We start from the raw sequence: 14,094 nt of genomic DNA on the forward strand, positions 1-14,094 counted from the left end.
CAGCTTTCCGAATTTCGCAGATTTTAGAATTGAAGAATTTGCTTGGCGACCATAGCGTTTTGGACCCACCTGAACCCATTCCGAACTCAGAAGTGAAACGAAATAGCGTCGATGGTAGTGTGGGGTTTCCCCATGTGAGAGTAGAACATCGCCAGGCTTTTAATTCGACTTGTCTTTAATTAGACGAGTCACCATAAAGTTTTAAGCAAAAAGCTTAGAGTTTTATGTTGACTTACAGAGTCAATCGCGTATTATACGCACCTCGCTTAAGTGCTAAGGCGCTGAAAGCAAAGCTCTTTAACAATATAAACCTATCAATCTGTGTGGGCACTCGTTGATGATAATCCAAAAGATTTATCAATGAACTGAGTGACCAAAACGATACTAAGTATCGGCACAGTCAATTTATTCAGTATTCATTGAGCCGAAGCGAAAGCTTCAAAAAACTTTTAATTGAAGAGTTTGATCATGGCTCAGATTGAACGCTGGCGGCAGGCCTAACACATGCAAGTCGAGCGGCAGCACAGAGAAACTTGTTTCTCGGGTGGCGAGCGGCGGACGGGTGAGTAATGCCTGGGAAATTGCCCTGATGTGGGGGATAACCATTGGAAACGATGGCTAATACCGCATGATAGCTTCGGCTCAAAGAGGGGGACCTTCGGGCCTCTCGCGTCAGGATATGCCCAGGTGGGATTAGCTAGTTGGTGAGGTAAGGGCTCACCAAGGCGACGATCCCTAGCTGGTCTGAGAGGATGATCAGCCACACTGGAACTGAGACACGGTCCAGACTCCTACGGGAGGCAGCAGTGGGGAATATTGCACAATGGGCGCAAGCCTGATGCAGCCATGCCGCGTGTGTGAAGAAGGCCTTCGGGTTGTAAAGCACTTTCAGTCGTGAGGAAGGTGGTAGTGTTAATAGCACTATCATTTGACGTTAGCGACAGAAGAAGCACCGGCTAACTCCGTGCCAGCAGCCGCGGTAATACGGAGGGTGCGAGCGTTAATCGGAATTACTGGGCGTAAAGCGCATGCAGGTGGTTTGTTAAGTCAGATGTGAAAGCCCGGGGCTCAACCTCGGAACTGCATTTGAAACTGGCAGACTAGAGTACTGTAGAGGGGGGTAGAATTTCAGGTGTAGCGGTGAAATGCGTAGAGATCTGAAGGAATACCGGTGGCGAAGGCGGCCCCTGGACAGATACTGACACTCAGATGCGAAAGCGTGGGGAGCAAACAGGATTAGATACCCTGGTAGTCCACGCTGTAAACGATGTCTACTTGGAGGTTGTGGCCTTGAGCCGTGGCTTTCGGAGCTAACGCGTTAAGTAGACCGCCTGGGGAGTACGGTCGCAAGATTAAAACTCAAATGAATTGACGGGGGCCCGCACAAGCGGTGGAGCATGTGGTTTAATTCGATGCAACGCGAAGAACCTTACCTACTCTTGACATCCAGAGAATCTAGCGGAGACGCTGGAGTGCCTTCGGGAACTCTGAGACAGGTGCTGCATGGCTGTCGTCAGCTCGTGTTGTGAAATGTTGGGTTAAGTCCCGCAACGAGCGCAACCCTTATCCTTGTTTGCCAGCGAGTAATGTCGGGAACTCCAGGGAGACTGCCGGTGATAAACCGGAGGAAGGTGGGGACGACGTCAAGTCATCATGGCCCTTACGAGTAGGGCTACACACGTGCTACAATGGCGCATACAGAGGGCGGCCAACTTGCGAAAGTGAGCGAATCCCAAAAAGTGCGTCGTAGTCCGGATTGGAGTCTGCAACTCGACTCCATGAAGTCGGAATCGCTAGTAATCGTGGATCAGAATGCCACGGTGAATACGTTCCCGGGCCTTGTACACACCGCCCGTCACACCATGGGAGTGGGCTGCAAAAGAAGTGGGTAGTTTAACCTTCGGGAGGACGCTCACCACTTTGTGGTTCATGACTGGGGTGAAGTCGTAACAAGGTAGCGCTAGGGGAACCTGGCGCTGGATCACCTCCTTATACGATGATTATTGCGATGAGTGTTCACACAGATTGATACGGTTTAGATTAGAGCATCTAGTGGGTCTGTAGCTCAGGTGGTTAGAGCGTACGCCTGATAAGCGTAAGGTCGGTGGTTCGAGTCCACTCAGACCCACCACTCAACGATGGGTTATAGCTCAGCTGGGAGAGCGCCTGCCTTGCACGCAGGAGGTCTGCGGTTCGATCCCGCATAGCTCCACCATCTTTAAGGGTTTTTCCTTAAGAATCTTTAAAAATGGTTTTCATTAGAAAATCTGCTCTTTAACAATTTGGAAAGCTGACAAAACAACAATTTATTGTTGTTTGTAAAGTTCTCAATGTTTGTCTTTAAGACAAACACCAACAAACACATTCAAGTGTTCTTGGGAATGTCACTTTTAGTGACTATTCGAAATTGAGTCCGGCAAAATCAACGCTATCTCGCTCATTCAAATAATGAGATAGCAACTTTGGTTGTTTAACAAAGACCCTTTGGGGTTGTATGGTTAAGTGACTAAGCGTACACGGTGGATGCCTTGGCAGTCAGAGGCGATGAAGGACGTAGTAACTTGCGATAAGCGTAGATGAGGCAGTAACAGCCACTTGAGTCTACGATTTCCGAATGGGGAAACCCACTGGCATAAGCCAGTATCATTGAGTGAATACATAGCTCAATGAAGCGAACCGGGAGAACTGAAACATCTAAGTACCCCGAGGAAAAGAAATCAACCGAGATTCCGAAAGTAGCGGCGAGCGAAATTGGATTAGCCCTTAAGCTTTACATGTGTTAGACGAACGGTCTGGAAAGTCCGACGATACAGGGTGATAGTCCCGTAGTTGACGATGCATGTTCAGTGAAATCGAGTAGGGCGGGACACGTGTTATCCTGTCTGAATATGGGGGGACCATCCTCCAAGGCTAAATACTCCTGACTGACCGATAGTGAACCAGTACCGTGAGGGAAAGGCGAAAAGAACCCTGTGAGGGGAGTGAAATAGAACCTGAAACCGTGTACGTACAAGCAGTAGGAGCACCTTCGTGGTGTGACTGCGTACCTTTTGTATAATGGGTCAGCGACTTATATTCAGTGGCAAGGTTAACCATCTAGGGGAGCCGTAGGGAAACCGAGTCTTAACTGGGCGCCATAGTCTCTGGATATAGACCCGAAACCGAGTGATCTAGCCATGGGCAGGTTGAAGGTTGAGTAACATCAACTGGAGGACCGAACCGACTAATGTTGAAAAATTAGCGGATGACTTGTGGCTAGGGGTGAAAGGCCAATCAAACTCGGAGATAGCTGGTTCTCCCCGAAAGCTATTTAGGTAGCGCCTCGGACGAATACTACTGGGGGTAGAGCACTGTTAAGGCTAGGGGGTCATCCCGACTTACCAACCCTTTGCAAACTCCGAATACCAGTAAGTACTATCCGGGAGACACACGGCGGGTGCTAACGTCCGTCGTGGAGAGGGAAACAACCCAGACCGCCAGCTAAGGTCCCAAATTACAGCTAAGTGGGAAACGATGTGGGAAGGCTTAGACAGCTAGGATGTTGGCTTAGAAGCAGCCATCATTTAAAGAAAGCGTAATAGCTCACTAGTCGAGTCGGCCTGCGCGGAAGATGTAACGGGGCTAAGTTGTAAACCGAAGCTGCGGCAATGTTCTATGAACATTGGGTAGGGGAGCGTTCTGTAAGCCGTTGAAGGTGTGTTGTAAAGCATGCTGGAGGTATCAGAAGTGCGAATGCTGACATGAGTAACGACAAGGGGGGTGAAAAACCTCCCCGCCGGAAGACCAAGGGTTCCTGTCCAACGTTAATCGGGGCAGGGTAAGTCGACCCCTAAGGCGAGGCTGAAAAGCGTAGTCGATGGGAAACGGGTTAATATTCCCGTACTTCTTACAATTGCGATGGGGGGACGGAGAAGGCTAGGTGGGCCTGGCGACGGTTGTCCAGGTTCAAGTGCGTAGGCTGAGTGTTTAGGTAAATCCGGACACTCTTAAGGCTGAGACACGACGTCGAGCTACTACGGTAGTGAAGTCATTGATGCCATGCTTCCAGGAAAAGCCTCTAAGCTTCAGATTGTAAGGAATCGTACCCAAACCGACACAGGTGGTCGGGTAGAGAATACCAAGGCGCTTGAGAGAACTCGGGTGAAGGAACTAGGCAAAATGGTACCGTAACTTCGGGAGAAGGTACGCTCTTGATGGTGAAGTCCCTTGCGGATGGAGCTGACGAGAGTCGCAGATACCAGGTGGCTGCAACTGTTTATTAAAAACACAGCACTGTGCAAAATCGTAAGATGACGTATACGGTGTGACGCCTGCCCGGTGCCGGAAGGTTAATTGATGGGGTTAGCGTAAGCGAAGCTCTTGATCGAAGCCCCGGTAAACGGCGGCCGTAACTATAACGGTCCTAAGGTAGCGAAATTCCTTGTCGGGTAAGTTCCGACCTGCACGAATGGCGTAATGATGGCCACGCTGTCTCCACCCGAGACTCAGTGAAATTGAAATCGCTGTGAAGATGCAGTGTACCCGCGGCTAGACGGAAAGACCCCGTGAACCTTTACTACAGCTTGGCACTGAACATTGAACCTACATGTGTAGGATAGGTGGGAGGCTTTGAAGACGTGACGCCAGTTGCGTTGGAGCCGTCCTTGAAATACCACCCTTGTATGTTTGATGTTCTAACGTTGGCCCCTAATCGGGGTTGCGGACAGTGCCTGGTGGGTAGTTTGACTGGGGCGGTCTCCTCCCAAAGAGTAACGGAGGAGCACGAAGGTGGGCTAATCACGGTTGGACATCGTGAGGTTAGTGCAATGGCATAAGCCCGCTTAACTGCGAGAATGACGGTTCGAGCAGGTGCGAAAGCAGGTCATAGTGATCCGGTGGTTCTGAATGGAAGGGCCATCGCTCAACGGATAAAAGGTACTCCGGGGATAACAGGCTGATACCGCCCAAGAGTTCATATCGACGGCGGTGTTTGGCACCTCGATGTCGGCTCATCACATCCTGGGGCTGAAGTCGGTCCCAAGGGTATGGCTGTTCGCCATTTAAAGTGGTACGCGAGCTGGGTTTAGAACGTCGTGAGACAGTTCGGTCCCTATCTGCCGTGGGCGTTGGAAGATTGAAGGGGGCTGCTCCTAGTACGAGAGGACCGGAGTGGACGAACCTCTGGTGTTCGGGTTGTGTCGCCAGACGCATTGCCCGGTAGCTAAGTTCGGAATCGATAACCGCTGAAAGCATCTAAGCGGGAAGCGAGCCCTGAGATGAGTCTTCCCTGATACTTTAAGTATCCTAAAGGGTTGTTCGAGACTAGAACGTTGATAGGCAGGGTGTGTAAGCGCTGTGAGGCGTTGAGCTAACCTGTACTAATTGCCCGTGAGGCTTAACCATACAACACCCAAAGGGTTTTGATGGACTCAAAGCAAGAACGAATTGAATGTGTAGAGAACGCAGACAGCTTTCCGAATTTTAAGAATTTGCTTGGCGACCATAGCGTTTTGGACCCACCTGAACCCATTCCGAACTCAGAAGTGAAACGAAATAGCGTCGATGGTAGTGTGGGGTTTCCCCATGTGAGAGTAGAACATCGCCAGGCTTTTAATTTAGACTTAGGTCTAACCAGTGCGGAGCGGTAGTTCAGTTGGTTAGAATACCGGCCTGTCACGCCGGGGGTCGCGGGTTCGAGTCCCGTCCGCTCCGCCACTTATTTAGAAACCCAGTCTTCGGACTGGGTTTTGTCGTTTTCAGCGTGATGAATTTTTCTTTCAAGGGAATGCATCTTGCTCATGTCATACCAATCTGGAAAATTAACTGTCAGGTCTATCCATCTTCTCGAGCACATCTGTCTGACTCTGGCCGAACATTCCAAAAAACTCTTCCAAGCCCTACATGCTTTGGAGACAATGTCTTCGTAATCCGCAAAAGATGGATTGGCGAGATAGTGTTGTCTTAACCCACTCTACACTTGTTCTATCGGGTTTAGCTCTGGTGAATAGGGTGGGAGCTTGATGATACTGACATTATCAAATGGCTCAGCAATGTCATTGGTATGCCAACCTGCGCCATCCATAATGACCACTGCGTGACGACCTTTTTCGGTCACCGCGGAGAGCTGTTTCAGATGCTCAACCATAATGTTCTTGTTAACCTAAGGAACGACCATTGCCTCGTCAATACCTCTAGCGGGACATACTGAGCCAAACAAATACGCATATTCAAACTGCTGCTTTTTTACCACTCTTGGTCTTGAGCTACGCTCAGTCCAAAGTCGAGTTGTCGTGTTTTGCTGGCCAACCCGTTCTTGGTTTCTCTTGTAGCCCTTCAAGCCCTTCTTCAAGGAATGTTTGTACCCATTGATTCACACTGGCTCTGCTTACCTTAAGGAACTTAGCCATTTGGGTTCGAGAGTGACCATCTTTAAAATGGGCCAATGCGAGCAATCGCATCTTCATTTGAATAGATTTTTGTTGGCTAGCAAGTTTTTTTAAATCAAGGTTATTGAGACTGTCCATAGCGTCATTTATTACAAAGAAGTAACAGCCTCAATTAGAGTTAGGTTGGTATTATCCTCGCTAGATGGCTATTAAACACCACAGGAGCTTGCCGTCATTCGGGAGAGTTACACATATAAAAAAGCCCAACACGTCGTTGGGCTTAAGTGATGTTTTAATGTGCCGTCAATACTAGAGAATTCTCTTTAGTACGCCATCGGCTTTAATGCGAGTGATTTTGCGGACTAACTTCTGAACCACTGCCGGATATTCTTCGACTTTCTCAAGTTGTTTGTATGTACAAATTAACTGAGTGTGCTGGAGAATGTTGTCGACCTCAGAATCAAACTGTTCTGTTAGTTGCGCAAAGTCATCTCTAATCAACAAACCGTTTTCGAGATCTAACGCCCAAGCTCTAGGATTGAGATTGTTTCCTGTCAGCAGCATGTAGCGTTTATCAACCCAAATGCCTTTAAGGTGGAAGCTGTTATCGCCATCTTTCCAGAGCCGAATAGAAAGGTTTCTTGCTGCTATTTGAGCTTCATAAGCTTTAGCAAACTTGCGTAGGTTCAGCTCATATAAATAGGGTAAACCACCAATCGTTTTGAATTCTTTGTCTGGTGCGATGTAAAAGTCGTTAGCGGTCTTATCGCCTACAACAATCGTCACCTTTACGCCACGTTTTAACGCACGTTTCACGCCCTTTGCGATATCTTTAGGAAAGTTGAAGTAAGGCGTACAAATGAATATTTCACTTTGAGCCGCATCAATCAGCTTAGCGATGTTTTGATTGAGGAAGTTCCGACTCTTTCCTAAACCGACCATCGGGGTGATGGAAAATTGATGTTCGGCAGCCTCGTGAGATTCAAAGCGATACTTGGCGCGAGCTAACGCTGAGCGAAATTGACGAATTGCGGTCTTAATTTCTTTGGTTTCAGGGCGTTCTTCTTTTGCCAAATCATTCACGGCAGGGTGCGCGATCATTTCGTTCTGGACGAAACTGAACATAGTGTCGGCAAGGGATTCATTATGAATCACGTGGTATCGATCAAAGCGATAACGCTCACTGTACTGAAGGTAGACGTTGTTGAGGCTCGCTCCGCTGTAAATCACCGTGTCGTCGACAATGAAGCCTTTTAGATGGAGTACACCAAAGACTTCCCTACCGCGAACTGGAATGCCGTAAACAGGAATTTTGTGTTGATATTTGTTCGCAAACGCTTTGTAAAGCGCAGCATTACCTTCAGATTTTTCTGCACCAATCAAGCCACGTTGTGCTCGGTGCCAATCAACGCATACGCTGATATCTAAACCCGGATTGCGTTGCTTAGCTTCGTATAGCGCTGTCAGTATTTCTCGCCCGGCCTCATCATCTTCGAGATACAAAGCCACTAGGCAGATACGAGAGGTCGCTTTTGCGATCGCATCTATCAAGCGAGTCCTGAAGTCTTTCGCTGTATGAAGAACTTCCAGAGCATCAGCATCCACAGCAATGCTGGGTAGCTGTGCAAAAGGATTCCTGCTAGCCATCATATGGGGTGTATTACCTTCGTTATGTGCAGTATTGCAAGCTGCCGATTCTACCAAATTTATTAAATCCAATACCAGAAAAGCGCGAATTCTTAGCGGATTTGTGCCTGATATTGCATAGGAACGAGATCTTTGCCACTTTCTGAATAGCGTATAAACTTTTGTTTCAGAGAGTTAGGCAACTGCTCGGACGAAATCGTCACGAACGAATGTTGCGCATAAAAAGGTTCGAGGTGTCGATAAGCAAAGCAAAAGACCTTTTCGTCAAGGAGTCTTTCCGCACAGTATTTGAGCAAGCAATGTGCGATCCCTTTTTCTCGTTGGCTGGGTATGACCAGCATACCAGTCATCAGTTGATGTTCTTCAACCCGACGAAAGCGTACAACGCCAATGGTCTGCTTATCTTGCATTGCGACGACAATGTTCTCATCTTTTTTTACCTTCGTGCCCGGATAATGGACCTTATAGAGTTTTTTGATGATAGGAACTTTGATGGGATCCAGTAGTTCAAAGTGAATTGCATGTGTCATGGCACTGTGCCTGCAGGATAAGTGTTGTAGAATGGGCAAAGTTTAAGTTAATACGTTGATGCTATGCAAATTAAGCAAAATATCTCTTTAAAGCCGTACCATACTTTCGCCATTGAGCAATGTAGCCATTATCTGGTTGAAGCGGGTAGTGTGGATGAGCTCATCGAAATTTACGACAACCCAGATTTCTTTGAGTTGCCCAAGCTCATTATTGGTAGTGGTAGCAATGTGCTCTTTACCCAGCCTTTTTCCGGTGTCGTGGTGGTGAATCGTCTTTCTGGTAAAACGTTAAGTGAGGACGAATCGTTTTACTATATCCATGCTCAGGGGGGAGAGGATTGGCCCAACTTGGTGGAATGGTCTGTTCAACAAGGGATTGGTGGTTTAGAGAACCTTGCCTTGATTCCTGGTTGTGCAGGCTCGGCACCGATTCAGAATATTGGTGCTTATGGGGTTGAATTTAAAGATGTGTGCCAGTACGTGGATATTTTGATGCTGGACGATTTTTCTCAACGTCGCCTCAGTGCTGAAGAGTGTCAATTTGGCTATCGTGACTCAGTATTTAAGCACGCCCTTTATAATCAATGCGTAGTGATTGCGGTGGGGTTAAAATTGCCTAAAACGTGGCAAGCGAATAACAGTTACGGCCCGTTGCAGGACATTGCAGAGCATGAACTTTCACCAATCAGTATCTTTCACAAAGTGTGTGAAGTTCGTAGAGAGAAATTGCCAGATCCAAAGCAGGTCGGCAACGCTGGCAGCTTTTTTAAAAACCCCATTATCGATAAAGCCCATTGGCAGCAGCTAAAAGCTCAGTTTCCTCACATCGTTGCGTATCCTGCTGGTGAACAGATGAAAGTAGCTGCTGGATGGTTGATTGACCAGTGCGATTTTAAAGGTGTGCAAGTTGGTGGTGCTCAAGTTCACCCGAAGCAAGCGTTAGTGTTGACTAATGCGCAGTCATGTACCGCGCAAGATATCATCCAGTTGGCCAGCCTTATTTGCGATGCGGTTTGGGATAAATATCAGATTGCACTTGAACATGAAGTTCGCTTTATCGGTGCTGTCGGTGAGACCTGTTTAAGTGAGCTAAGAGTAGAGTCATGAGAAAAGAGCACGTTGTTAAACTGCATTTATTAAAACGCTTAGCCGATGGACAGTTTCATTCTGGAGAGACGTTGGGTCATGAACTTGGTATTTCTCGAGCGGCGATCTCAAAGCACATTAACGCATTGCAGGATTGGGGAGTTGATGTTTATCGAATTCAAGGGCGAGGCTATCAACTGGCTCAGCCTATGACGCTGCTTGATGAGCATCAGCTGGTTGAGCAAAATGCAAATAGTGTTGAACTGATCCCCGTGATTGACTCAACCAATCAGTATCTACTGGAACGTATTGAAAACCTTCAAACAGGCCATGTTTGTTTGGCTGAGTATCAATCACAAGGGCGAGGCCGACGAGGGCGGCAGTGGTTTTCTCCTTTTGGCTCCAACCTGTATATGTCGATGTACTGGCGTCTGGACGCTGGAATGGCAGCAGCGATGGGGTTGAGCCTTGTTGTGGGGATTGCTGCGGTTGAAGCGTTGGAATCATTAGGCGTTCAAGGTGTGAAATTGAAGTGGCCTAATGATGTTTACTACCAAGATAAGAAATTGGCGGGAATTTTGGTCGAGATGACTGGTCAAGCAGGAGGCGCTGCTCACTTGGTGATTGGAATGGGTCTAAACATGCAAATGCAGGCAGATTGCCATTCTATTGATCAACCGTGGACAGCGCTCAGCCAGATTGAATCTGGAGCGAGACTAGATCGAACAGAACTGGCTTTAGCGTTAATGGCGAAATGGCGAGAAGCCCTTTCTGAGTATGAACTATGCGGCTTAAACGGTTTCATCGAGCGTTGGAATCGATTGGATAACTTTAAAGGTCGCCAAGTTAAGTTATTGATAGGTCCCAGAGAAATTCATGGCGAAGTTCAAGGCATTGACAGCCAAGGCGGCGTTATTCTAAAAACCGTGGAAGGGATTCAAACATTTGTTGGTGGTGAAATCTCTTTGCGAGCTAACGATCAGTAGACGAAATTGAATGGTATGCTGAGTCGTTGTTTCTATTTACGTAGCAGAATCTCTTCGACCAAGTGATTTTGGCCCTTACGCAGAATCAGATGAGCGCGCTCTTTGGTTGGCAAAATGTTTTCCGTTAGATTAATGCCATTAATGTCTCGCCAAATCTGTTGTGCTTTCTCGATGGCTTGTTGCTCGCTAAGTTGAGTATAGTGACTAAAGTACGAGCCAGGTTGAGTAAACGCGCCTTTACGGAACTTGAGAAAGCGCTCCACATACCATTGTTCTATCGTATTGCTTTCAGCATCAACGTAAATTGAGAAATCGAGGAAATCAGAAACAAAAACACGATGAGGATCATGTGGGTAGTCCATACCACTTTGCAGTACATTCAGCCCTTCGATGATCAAAACATCGGGGCGATCCACTTTCTTTACTTCCTCCGTAATGTCGTAAGTAATATGCGAGTAAACAGGAACCTCAAGCTCCGGTTTACCTGCTTTGACATCGGAGACAAACTGCACCAGCTTCTTCATATCATAAGATTCTGGAAAGCCTTTCTTATGCATGATGCCGCGTTGATCCAGCTCCTTTTTTGGATAGAGAAAACCATCAGTGGTGACCAGTTCGACTTTGGGATGGTTTTCCCAGCGAGAAAGTAGAGCACATAAGACCCGAGCAGTGGTGCTCTTACCTACAGCCACACTGCCTGCGATACCGATGACGAAAGGAGGAGCGTGTTCATCATTATCCAAAAACTGATGAAGCACCGAATTGCGGCTCTGCCTCGCCTGCACATAAAGATTCAATAAGCGAGAAAGAGGGAGATACACTTCCACCGCTTCTTGCATGGTGAGATTTTCATTGATCCCTTGCAATGCCTTTAAGTCTTCTTCAGACAACGTCATTGGCACTGAATTACGTAATTCAGACCAAGTTGCGCGACTAAATGACAAAAATGGGCTCATATGAACGCTTCCTTTCCATGTGAATCGTGAAAGAGAATGCAAAATACATCATGAGTAACAGAAAGCAAATGACAATAGTGAATCCTCATTGAAAAAAGAGAGAATTGTGTGATTTTGCGTCAGGTGATTCTGTTTTATCAAAAAATCAGATTTTTTTGTAAAAAAGCTATTGCAAGCAAAGAAATGATTCACTAGAATGCGCTCCACTTATGCCGACTTAGCTCAGTAGGTAGAGCAACTGACTTGTAATCAGTAGGTCACCAGTTCGATTCCGGTAGTCGGCACCATTCTCTCCCACTTAATAGTGATTGTAGTGAGAATGGTTGAAAAATTTGGAGGGGTTCCCGAGTGGCCAAAGGGAGCAGACTGTAAATCTGCCGGCTCCGCCTTCGATGGTTCGAATCCGTCCCCCTCCACCATATTCTTTAGGAAATAGCTCTCAGAGTTACGTGTTGCGGGCATCGTATAATGGCTATTACCTCAGCCTTCCAAGCTGATGATGCGGGTTCGATTCCCGCTGCCCGCTCCACTCACAATTTGAGTGCTGATATAGCTCAGGTGGTAGAGCGCATCCTTGGTAAGGATGAGGTCGGCAGTTCGAGTCTGCCTATCAGCACCAGCTCTCAAAGTTATTTCCTTTTGATATAAGATTTACCAATTATCTTTTTTGGTTGCGTGGTCAATTCGGGCCACCTAAATCCGTACCTAGAGGGACTATTCATGTCTAAAGAAAAATTTGAACGTGTAAAACCGCACGTAAACGTTGGTACTATCGGCCACGTTGACCACGGTAAAACAACTCTAACTGCAGCTATCTGTACTACTCTTGCAAAAGTTTACGGCGGTGCTGCTCGTGACTTCGCATCAATCGACAACGCTCCAGAAGAGCGTGAGCGTGGTATCACAATCTCTACTTCTCACGTAGAGTACGACACTCCAGCTCGCCACTACGCACACGTAGACTGTCCTGGACACGCTGACTATGTTAAAAACATGATCACTGGTGCTGCACAGATGGACGGTGGTATCCTAGTTGTTGCTGCGACAGATGGCCCAATGCCACAAACTCGTGAGCACATCCTACTAGGCCGTCAGGTTGGTATCCCTTACATCATCGTATTCATGAACAAATGTGACATGGTTGATGATGAAGAGCTTCTAGAGCTAGTAGAAATGGAAGTTCGTGAACTTCTATCTGAATACGATTTCCCAGGTGATGACCTACCAGTTATCCAAGGTTCTGCACTAGGCGCACTAAACGGCGAAGAGCAGTGGGAAGCGAAAATCATCGAACTAGCTGAAGCTCTAGATACTTACATCCCAGAGCCAGAGCGTGCAATCGATCTACCATTCCTAATGCCAATCGAAGACGTATTCTCAATCCAAGGTCGTGGTACAGTAGTAACTGGCCGTATCGAGCGTGGTATTCTGAAAGTTGGTGATGAAGTAGCAATCGTAGGTATCAAAGATACTACAACTACTACATGTACTGGTGTTGAGATGTTCCGTAAGCTTCTAGACGAAGGTCGTGCGGGTGAGAACGTTGGTGCGCTACTACGTGGTACTAAGCGTGATGAAGTAGAACGTGGCCAAGTACTTGCTAAGCCAGGTTCAATCACTCCACACACTAAGTTCGAATCAGAAGTATACGTACTTTCTAAAGATGAAGGTGGTCGTCACACTCCATTCTTCAAAGGCTACCGTCCACAGTTCTACTTCCGTACAACTGACGTAACTGGTGATATCTCTCTACCAGAAGGCGTAGAAATGGTAATGCCTGGTGACAACATCCAAATGGTTGTTGAGCTAATCTCTCCAATCGCGATGGACGAAGGTCTACGTTTCGCGATCCGTGAAGGTGGCCGTACTGTTGGTGCTGGTGTTGTTGCTAAAATCTTTGAATAAGATTTGACGAACAGCTAGTAAAAAGGGCATCATTTGATGCCCTTTTTCTACGCTCAATATAATTTTTGCTGCTTTATTGTGCAGGGTTATCTTGAGTGAAGAAGAATTGATTGAGAAGTGATGCTTAATCAGAATAAATACGCTGTCGCTAACTGTGTGCAGCGATATGGAGTTTGCCCTGCAACAGCGGGGTTATTGTCGTCTATATTAAGACTTGTGACAGGTTGGTTTTATGAAAGCAAATAATGCTGAAACTCCTGATAGCTCTAATGCAGCAGATACCTTTAAGTGGGTAACCACTTTTGTTCTGCTTGCTGCCGCTGTTGTGGGTAATTACCTGTATGGTGAACTTTCTGTGGTGATTCGCGCTGCAGGTGTTGTTGTACTTATTGCTGCTGCGCTTGGTGTGGCTGCAACAACAACAAAAGGTAAAGAAGCGATTGTGTTTGCCAAAGAATCACGTATGGAAGTGCGCAAAGTCGTTTGGCCTACTCGCCAAGAAACTATGCAAACAACGTTGATCGTTTTGGCTGTAAGTATTGTAATGGCTCTGGTTCTGTGGGGCATTGACGGCATCATGGTTCGTCTAATTGCTTTCGCAACTGGGGTATAGAGGGTT

General features: G+C 47.1%; 7 protein-coding genes, 6 tRNA genes, 4 rRNA genes and 1 pseudogene. 14 read left to right on the forward strand and 4 right to left on the reverse strand.

What is annotated here, in order from left to right; all coding sequences use genetic code 11:
• Positions 1-41 precede the first annotated feature (41 nt).
• The 6 genes from rrf (AOT11_RS07680) to AOT11_RS07710 all read left to right on the forward strand — a co-directional run bounded on the left by rrf (AOT11_RS07680) (position 42) and on the right by AOT11_RS07710 (position 5,694).
• Positions 42-157, forward strand: a 5S ribosomal RNA gene (rrf, locus tag AOT11_RS07680).
• Between the two features lie 293 nt (positions 158-450).
• Positions 451-1,992: ribosomal RNA gene (locus AOT11_RS07685) — 16S ribosomal RNA — on the forward strand.
• Positions 1,993-2,054: 62 nt separating this feature from the next.
• Positions 2,055-2,131, forward strand: a tRNA-Ile gene (locus AOT11_RS07690).
• Positions 2,132-2,496: 365 nt separating this feature from the next.
• Positions 2,497-5,382: ribosomal RNA gene (locus AOT11_RS07700) — 23S ribosomal RNA — on the forward strand.
• 89 nt (positions 5,383-5,471) lie between these two features.
• Positions 5,472-5,587 (forward strand): 5S ribosomal RNA (gene rrf, locus AOT11_RS07705).
• Together the 16S, 23S and 5S rRNA genes with 2 tRNA genes alongside form the textbook arrangement of a ribosomal RNA operon.
• A gap of 30 nt (positions 5,588-5,617) precedes the next feature.
• Positions 5,618-5,694, forward strand: a tRNA-Asp gene (locus AOT11_RS07710).
• Positions 5,695-5,803: 109 nt separating this feature from the next.
• Here AOT11_RS07710 and AOT11_RS07715 read toward each other — a convergent pair.
• From AOT11_RS07715 to AOT11_RS07725, 3 genes and pseudogenes are all read right to left on the reverse strand, one after another.
• Positions 5,804-6,503: pseudogene (locus AOT11_RS07715) on the reverse strand (IS630 family transposase); the annotation flags it as partial.
• Positions 6,504-6,674: 171 nt separating this feature from the next.
• Positions 6,675-8,015 (reverse strand): CDP-diacylglycerol--serine O-phosphatidyltransferase, encoded by a 1,341-nt coding sequence (pssA, locus tag AOT11_RS07720; protein WP_017420260.1) that lies wholly within the window; start codon positions 8,013-8,015, stop codon positions 6,675-6,677.
• 89 nt (positions 8,016-8,104) lie between these two features.
• Positions 8,105-8,542, reverse strand: a complete 438-nt coding sequence (locus tag AOT11_RS07725; protein ID WP_038964805.1) for a GNAT family N-acetyltransferase — start codon at positions 8,540-8,542, stop codon at positions 8,105-8,107.
• 63 nt (positions 8,543-8,605) lie between these two features.
• Here AOT11_RS07725 and murB point away from each other — a divergent pair, with 63 nt between their 5' ends.
• Positions 8,606-9,649: a UDP-N-acetylmuramate dehydrogenase gene (murB, locus tag AOT11_RS07730; RefSeq protein WP_017420262.1), complete on the forward strand. Its 1,044-nt coding sequence runs from the start codon at positions 8,606-8,608 to the stop codon at positions 9,647-9,649.
• A complete protein-coding gene (birA, locus tag AOT11_RS07735) occupies positions 9,646-10,614 on the forward strand; it encodes a bifunctional biotin--[acetyl-CoA-carboxylase] ligase/biotin operon repressor BirA (RefSeq protein WP_017420263.1) in 969 nt (322 codons plus the stop codon). The genes murB and birA overlap by 4 nt, the downstream gene beginning before the upstream one ends.
• Positions 10,615-10,646: 32 nt before the next feature.
• Here the strand turns inward: birA and coaA are convergent, their stop codons facing one another.
• Complete coding sequence (gene coaA / locus AOT11_RS07740) at positions 10,647-11,570, reverse strand: type I pantothenate kinase (protein WP_017420264.1); 924 nt, start codon at positions 11,568-11,570, stop codon at positions 10,647-10,649.
• A 211-nt stretch (positions 11,571-11,781) separates the two neighbouring features.
• On the opposite strand from coaA, the gene AOT11_RS07745 reads away from it, so the two are divergent.
• The 6 genes from AOT11_RS07745 to secE all read left to right on the forward strand — a co-directional run bounded on the left by AOT11_RS07745 (position 11,782) and on the right by secE (position 14,088).
• Positions 11,782-11,857 (forward strand) — tRNA-Thr (locus AOT11_RS07745).
• 47 nt (positions 11,858-11,904) lie between these two features.
• A tRNA-Tyr gene (locus AOT11_RS07750) sits at positions 11,905-11,989 on the forward strand.
• Between the two features lie 35 nt (positions 11,990-12,024).
• Positions 12,025-12,099 (forward strand) — tRNA-Gly (locus AOT11_RS07755).
• A 14-nt stretch (positions 12,100-12,113) separates the two neighbouring features.
• Positions 12,114-12,189 (forward strand) — tRNA-Thr (locus AOT11_RS07760).
• A gap of 101 nt (positions 12,190-12,290) precedes the next feature.
• Positions 12,291-13,475: an elongation factor Tu gene (tuf, locus tag AOT11_RS07765; protein WP_011079194.1), complete on the forward strand. Its 1,185-nt coding sequence runs from the start codon at positions 12,291-12,293 to the stop codon at positions 13,473-13,475.
• Between the two features lie 232 nt (positions 13,476-13,707).
• Positions 13,708-14,088: a preprotein translocase subunit SecE gene (gene secE, locus AOT11_RS07770; protein WP_011079195.1), complete on the forward strand. Its 381-nt coding sequence runs from the start codon at positions 13,708-13,710 to the stop codon at positions 14,086-14,088.
• The last annotated feature ends 6 nt before the right edge of the window (positions 14,089-14,094 follow it).

The sequence above is a fragment of the Vibrio vulnificus NBRC 15645 = ATCC 27562 genome (assembly GCF_002224265.1).
GTDB lineage: Bacteria > Pseudomonadota > Gammaproteobacteria > Enterobacterales > Vibrionaceae > Vibrio > Vibrio vulnificus.

What these genes read in the sequence shown, in the direction of transcription:
- murB (WP_017420262.1), top strand. Translation starts at nt 8,606, where the DNA reads ATGCAAATTAAGCAAAATATCTCTTTAAAGCCGTACCATACTTTCGCC.
- AOT11_RS07725 (WP_038964805.1), bottom strand. Translation starts at nt 8,542, where the DNA reads ATGACACATGCAATTCACTTTGAACTACTGGATCCCATCAAAGTTCCT.
- tuf (WP_011079194.1), top strand. Translation starts at nt 12,291, where the DNA reads ATGTCTAAAGAAAAATTTGAACGTGTAAAACCGCACGTAAACGTTGGT.
- birA (WP_017420263.1), top strand. Translation starts at nt 9,646, where the DNA reads ATGAGAAAAGAGCACGTTGTTAAACTGCATTTATTAAAACGCTTAGCC.
- pssA (WP_017420260.1), bottom strand. Translation starts at nt 8,015, where the DNA reads ATGATGGCTAGCAGGAATCCTTTTGCACAGCTACCCAGCATTGCTGTG.
- secE (WP_011079195.1), top strand. Translation starts at nt 13,708, where the DNA reads ATGAAAGCAAATAATGCTGAAACTCCTGATAGCTCTAATGCAGCAGAT.
- coaA (WP_017420264.1), bottom strand. Translation starts at nt 11,570, where the DNA reads ATGAGCCCATTTTTGTCATTTAGTCGCGCAACTTGGTCTGAATTACGT.